The following is a 6,268-nucleotide window of genomic DNA, read 5'->3' as shown; positions in this document are numbered from 1 at the left end:
CGCAAAGAGCCGTTCCAATGGCGCAATGGCGTAGCCGGTGCCCTGTGGCACGTGCATCAGGACCAGGCTACGAAAGGGAACCTTCATGCGTGCAAGTCGGTGCCGGGGTGAGACATTGACGATAGTCACGAAACGTGGCGTCGGCATCAAGGCCGGCGCGGCAGATGAACAACTTACCGCGCTCCCAAGCCTGCCATGATCGGCGAGCCGGAGAGCCATACCTCCGGACGAACCACCCGGCCCGATCGTTCCATTTCTGTCCCCCTGAACGTCCGCGCCCCCCGATACAGGCCGTATCGGGGGGCGCGGATTCATTGGAAACTGCCCGGCCTAAGCCTTAGCGACCCAGCGACATGTACCAGTGATCGATATCAATGCTCTGGTCCGCGGGCACCGGATTGTATCCGCCACCGTAGGTCGGGTTGAAGTACATCTCTTCGAACTTCACGACCTGGCCGGCGGCGAAGTAGCCGACATCGGTACGCGTCACCAGGAGCTGGCCATCGACCCACATGCGGTACTTGCCGTTGTACTGCCCCGGCGTGTTGGCTTCGACCAGCACTTCGAGCTCGTGCCAATCACCCTTTGACAATGGCGACGGCGTGTAGTGGTTCGGGCCACTCGGCGTGCCATATCCGAAGGTGCTCTGCAGACCCAGCATCGGCTGGAACAGGCCACCGTTGGTCATGCCGATGTAGTGATTGTTCCCCTGCTGCTGGAGAAAGAAGAAGAACTTGGTGCCGGTGTTGCCATTGTCGGTCCAGTTGGACGACAGGCGCACACGGAGGCGCATGTACATCTTCGTCATGCCGGTGGTCACCGAGCCCCAGTCCAGCGATGCGAAGGCATTCGGATAGTCTGCACCACCGCCCGTCCCCTTCGGGAAGGTGGCCCGCATGTAGGTCGCGGCCCCTTCGGTCTGCACGGCGAGATAGTTCGTCCCGAAGAAGTTCCGGAAGCCGTAGGCGTCCTTCAGGGGGTGCTTCGGCGGCAACGTGCTCATCGGATTCGAGAAGATCGTCGCGTATCCAGAGGGCTCGTTCGCGCCGCCACCCGACAGCGTCGGACCACCCGCAGACGGGGTGTTGGTGGTGCTGTTGTTGTTGTTCTCGATCACCGTCACCGTGGCGGTGTCGCGCACCGTGCCGCCGGTGTGGGCCACGATCACACGGTAGGTACCCGCCGTCGTCGGTGCCACATAGGCGCCAGTCGAGGAAACGCTACCGCCGGTCGCCGAGTAGGTCACGGGCGGCAGGTCCGTCGCCCCCGTGCTCCAGTTGGCCGTGGTCGCGAACTGCTGCGACGCGCCAGCCGTGAGGCTCACCACCTTCGGGGCGATCGTCAGCTTCGTCAGCTGGGCCGCCGCCGCTTCGACCACCACCACGCTCGTGTCCTTCAGCGTGCCACCCATGTGCGTCGCAACGATCAAGTAGCGCCCAGGCGCCGAAGGTGCCGTGTAGATCAGGTTCGACGCCAGGCTACCGCCGGTCGCAGCCCAGGTCAGCGGTGGCAGCGTGGTCGCACCGTTCGTCCACACCGCGCTCGCCCAGAACTCCTGCGTGGCGCCGGCACGCATCGTCACACTGCGCGGCCAGGTGCGGAGCTCCTGCACTGCCACCGTCACCGGGACATTGACCTGCACCTGTGCCGTGTCCGCCATACCGCACGTGCAGTTCGCGATGACGAGGAAGGTGCCGCCGATCGAACCCGCCGTGAACAGCCCATTCGTATTGATGGTGCCTCCGACAGCCGAATAGTTGACGGTCACGGCGCGGCTCGCGCCATCGGACCAGATCGCTGTCGTAGAAAATTGCCGCACGTTGCCAGGCGCAAGAGCGGCTCCGGTCGCCGGGCTGATTTCGAAGTTGGTCACAACCGGCGTGGGCCCCGGCGTCGGGGTGGTGGGCGTGGTCGGGGTCGGGGTCACCGGCGCGGCCGCCACAGCCACCGTGAAGGACTCGCTCATACCCGAGCCGCTCGCCGTCACCGTCACCGTACCAGTGCGATAGGCGCGCACCGTACCAGACGAGCTCACACCGGCGATGCTGGAGCTGGTGCTCCGCCAGGTCACCGTCCGGCTGCGACGCAGCGCAGTCGTCAACTGCAGCGTGTAGCTGTCACCCACCTGCATGCTCAGCGAATTTGCAGACGTCATCACCGCCGCATAGCTCGGGGTGGCGCCGTTCAGAAAGTCATTTGAGTCGTTCGGTGCAACAGGAACATCACGGCCGCAGGCCGCAAGGGAAACAAGCGCGCCAGCGATCAGCCGGCGCGTGTACTGGGGGTGCATGTTGGCCTCCAACAGGTCCATTCTTCGGCGACCCGGCCGGCATAACACCCACTGCTTCGTGGATGCGGTAGCCCCGTGGTTTTGCGTCCCCGCCTTTCAACGGGTTTGCCTTTGTCGCTCCTATGAGCCTGATCTGCGGGGCCGACATTCGCGTCGACTGAAATACGCCACAGACTCGCTTGGTTGACGACAGCAGCACCGGACTGTAACCGACTGTTTTCTTACAAAACGTGACGGAAATCGCCAAAACTGTCCGTTTTCGTTTCGTCGCTGTGCCCTGGATCACGCTGTGATACTCCAGGCTGGCGCCATAACGCTACACAAAGCCAGCAGCGACGCCACATAGACTTTTGGATAGTTGCAGAATCGAGGTGTTGGGCACCCCATCATCAGCTTCAACCAGCCCTACGTGCTCCCACTGCCGCCGCCCATTGACCCACCAATTCGGCAATCCGCTGAAATGCCTGCCGCGTCGCCCCATCTCCCAGCGCGTAGGGGTCGGAGACCACTCGCGTCGCGTCGCTACCCTGTGTCCCCGAGAGGGGGTCGACGTCGCCAATCAGAAACACCCGATCAGCCAGGGCAGGAAGGCGGGTGGCCACATTGGCCTCATTGGCCCGGTCCATACACAGGATCAGCGCCCCCTCATCGAGTCGGAGCTCTCCGAGCGGCGTCGCGGAGTGACCGTCGAGCGGCGTACCCATTTCGCGCGCAACAACCAACGCAGATTGTTGAGCGGCCCTGCCGTGCACGGCGTGTGTCCCACCACCCAGCATCGACGCGGCCATGTCCGGGAACTGCTGACGCGCGTAGGCCAACGCAAACGCGCTCCGCATGATGTTGCCGTGGCAGATGAACACGATCGACGAGGGCTTCACCGCCAGTGCTCGCTCGAGTCGGCGCTGGCGCGACGAACTACTTTCCAGTAGCCGTCGAACGGCCATTCCCCGCGCCGAGGCAGGAAGCCGGCGCAGTAGGCCCAGGACGCGCCGCGCGCGGGCCAGAATGTTCATCGCTGACGGGGTGTCGGCACTGCCTGGCTCTGTACCGCCACGCAGATACCGTTCAATTCAGGCGCGTGACCGACAACCGCACCCCAGCGACCGAAGCGGCATCCGCACCCGTCTGCAGTTCGATCAGTTGACCGCTGCCCAGTCCACTGGACGGCGCGCCGACCAGGATGAAACGGTACGCTCCGAAGGCCGCGAGGCGCGTGCTGCTGATCTGGAGATCGCCGAAGGTGCGCCGGGCGACCGAGGGCGACGCCCCGTATGCCTCCGGGAACAACGTCCCCAGCCCACGCATGATGTCCGGCAGATTCCAACTCGCACTCCTGCTCGTGGAAGAATTGGCATCGTAGGCGCTACGCAACCACCGCTGCCAGCCCTCTGCCAGTTGGTGCGGCGCCACGCCCGTCATGGTGGTCAGCGCAGCAATGCCGCTACCCATGTCACCGCGCACCAACGCCTTGAGCGACATGGATTCGCTGCCAGCATAGCGATCCAGCACCCAGCGCACCAGCGACCAGCCACTCGCATAGTAAGTGTAGTCACCGCTGCGCACTGCACCGAACGGCGACAGGCTGTCCGCCCCTTGCAGGTACTGATGCAAAGCCGTGAAGTGCTTCCACATGATCAGCGGCCGGTCATCACACTGCAGCACTTCACACTGCACGCTGGCCGCAAATCCGGCCTGCCCGCGGAACTGCACGCCATCGGCGAAAGAGCGGGCGTACAGCTCTTCCGCAACACGCGCCGTGGCCTCCTCCAGCCACGGCTCCTCGAACGAAGCACCGCGCGCAAACCGCTCGGCAAAGCTGGCCAGATGCTTGGCTTCGTGGACAATCGTCCCCCGCATCGCGCGGCGCCATTCGTCCGGGGTCTCCCATGACGTCGCGACACGCGCGTAAAACACCTCGTCCTGATTGCTGCCGGCAAATGTCGCGCGGGGGTAGAAGTTGCAGGCGCTCACATAGCCGGCCGTACCCGGGGCCGAGTCATTGACGAAGCGCGTAAAGAGCATCGTCACGCGTCCATCGCCGCCCATCGCACCATTCATGGCCAGCGGATCGCCCACGCTCTCCGCCAGCAGTGGATACACCACTTCGTCGAACTCGCGGCCCAACTGGCGATAGGTCACGTCCATCTTGCCGGCACGCGGCGCCGTGACATCCTCCAGCACGAGCGCCCTGGCACCGGCATACACGACACGCGCGTTCACCGCGCGACCGGCGCTGCAGCTGCCAAGGATGGCCGACATGCGAACCGTATCACCGACCGCCGCCGGCTTCACCATCGCGCTGGCCATCTTGGGCGCAGCCGCCCAGCGAGCCGCAGCGTTTCCTGCGCCAGTCAGCAGCGCCCGTTGCTGCGCCAGGAGCACGCCATGCTGACGATCATCATCGGCCGAATTGATTGCACCGCCCTTTACCAGCGCCTGCCCCGCTGACACGAAACGGGCCGCAGACGGCGCGGCGTCCATGCTGGCCACGCCGGCGAGCCCGCCCATGCCCTGCCCACGCAGCGAGAACGTCGCCGACTCCCCCAACGTCGTGCCGGTATTCAGCACCGCCACCTCATAGCGCCCTGCACCGCCGTCCATCGCCGGCAGCTCGAGACAACGCGCCGCCTCCGCGGCAACCAGGCGCGAGGAATCGGCTGGATCGACGGTCATTCGTGCTGCCCGACGCAGAACCACTTCGTGGGTGGACGTGAGGCCCTGCATCTCGATGATCACCGTCTCCCGACGAACCGGCCCACAGGGCGGCAGCACGGCCGGCAGCTGCACCTCCATCCGGTTCGAAGAGATCGCTCGGACTTCCAACGTCGTTCCGGCGATGCGAACGCGAACCGAGACCAGATCGGAGGGAAACTGCTCCCCCTCCACCGTCATCGTTGTCCCGACCACCAGCGTATCCGGTGTGAGCCGGCTGACGCGGGGTGCCGACGTGGTCCGCACGCCAACAAGCGCGCTCTGATCCACTGAAGAATTCGGAGCCAACACGTCTCCGCTGCGGCACCCCTGCAACACCCCGATCATGCACGCCACAACCGCAAACGAACCCCAGCGCCGGAACGAAGCACCAGGAGTTTTGTAAGCTGTTGTCGTATAGTGACTTGGGATCTGCATCGAGGAGTTCGCGGGAAGAAGTGCCGTCTCTGCTGTGCAAGAGAGGGGGCAACCCGCGTGCCGGACTCGGCCTTTCCAGATTCGCCCCTGCCACAAAGGCCCAGGCGCGCGCTTTTCATTCCCGGTGCCCTTGGGTAAATCCCACCGTTCCCTTCATTCACCCCCAGTTGGACCGTCGATGACCCAGACCGACCTCTCCCGTCCGCCCCTCACGCTCCTGTCCGAAGAAGAGGAGCTCTTCCGTACCGCGGTGGCGGAACTCGCCGAATCCGAAGTGCGCCCCCGCGTGCACGCGATGGAAGAAGCGGGCAAAGTCGACCCGGCGCTGACGGCCAAGTTCTTCGAGCTCGGCCTGATGGGCATCGAGCTCCCGGAAGACGTGGGCGGCGCCGGCGGCTCGCTCATGATGGTCACGCTGGCCGTGGAAGAGCTGAGCAAGGTGGACGCCTCGGCCGCCATCCAGGTGGACGTGCAGAACACGCTCGTGAACTACCCGCTCAACCGGTACGGCAACGCCGAACAGCGCGCGCGCATCCTGCCGCGCATGACGGGCAACACCATCGGCGCCTACGCGCTGTCCGAGCCCGGGTCGGGTTCCGATGCGTTCGGCCTGGCCACGCGTGCGGATCGCGCCGAGGGCGGCTGGACGCTGAACGGCTCGAAGGCCTGGATCACGAACGGCGGCGAAGCGGATGTGTTCGTGGTGTTCGCCAACACCAAGCCGGAAGCTGGCTACAAGGGCATCACGGCCTTCATCGTGGAGCGCGGCGACGCCGGCTTCACGGTGGGCAAGAAGGAGGACAAGCTGGGCATCCGCGCGTCGAGCACCACGTCGCTGCACTTCGAGAA

4 protein-coding genes and 1 riboswitch are annotated in these 6,268 nt (G+C 64.9%); of the genes, 1 reads left to right on the top strand and 3 read right to left on the bottom strand.

The window, feature by feature from the left end; genetic code table 11:
* Positions 1 to 337 precede the first annotated feature (337 nt).
* The 3 genes from VGE27_RS09135 to VGE27_RS09125 all read right to left on the bottom strand — a co-directional run bounded on the left by VGE27_RS09135 (position 338) and on the right by VGE27_RS09125 (position 5,329).
* Positions 338 to 2,155 carry an Ig-like domain-containing protein gene (locus VGE27_RS09135; protein ID WP_331049343.1) on the bottom strand — a complete coding sequence of 606 codons (1,818 nt, stop codon included), beginning with the start codon at positions 2,153 to 2,155 and terminating at the stop codon, positions 338 to 340.
* 158 nt (positions 2,156 to 2,313) lie between these two features.
* A riboswitch (cyclic di-GMP riboswitch) is annotated at positions 2,314 to 2,410 on the bottom strand.
* 275 nt (positions 2,411 to 2,685) lie between these two features.
* Positions 2,686 to 3,234 (bottom strand): hypothetical protein, encoded by a 549-nt coding sequence (locus tag VGE27_RS09130; protein WP_331049342.1) that lies wholly within the window; start codon positions 3,232 to 3,234, stop codon positions 2,686 to 2,688.
* Between the two features lie 121 nt (positions 3,235 to 3,355).
* Positions 3,356 to 5,329 carry an IPT/TIG domain-containing protein gene (locus VGE27_RS09125; protein WP_331049341.1) on the bottom strand — a complete coding sequence of 658 codons (1,974 nt, stop codon included), beginning with the start codon at positions 5,327 to 5,329 and terminating at the stop codon, positions 3,356 to 3,358.
* A 268-nt stretch (positions 5,330 to 5,597) separates the two neighbouring features.
* Between VGE27_RS09125 and VGE27_RS09120 the strand changes: the two genes are divergently transcribed.
* On the top strand, positions 5,598 to 6,268 hold a 671-nt coding region (locus VGE27_RS09120; protein ID WP_331049340.1), incomplete at its 3' end, for an acyl-CoA dehydrogenase family protein.

Source organism: Gemmatimonas sp., from assembly GCF_036405635.1.
In the GTDB taxonomy this organism is placed as follows: Bacteria; Gemmatimonadota; Gemmatimonadetes; order Gemmatimonadales; family Gemmatimonadaceae; genus Gemmatimonas.
Note: the sequence above shows the minus strand (reverse complement) of the source record. Positions and strands in the feature narration are given on the sequence as shown.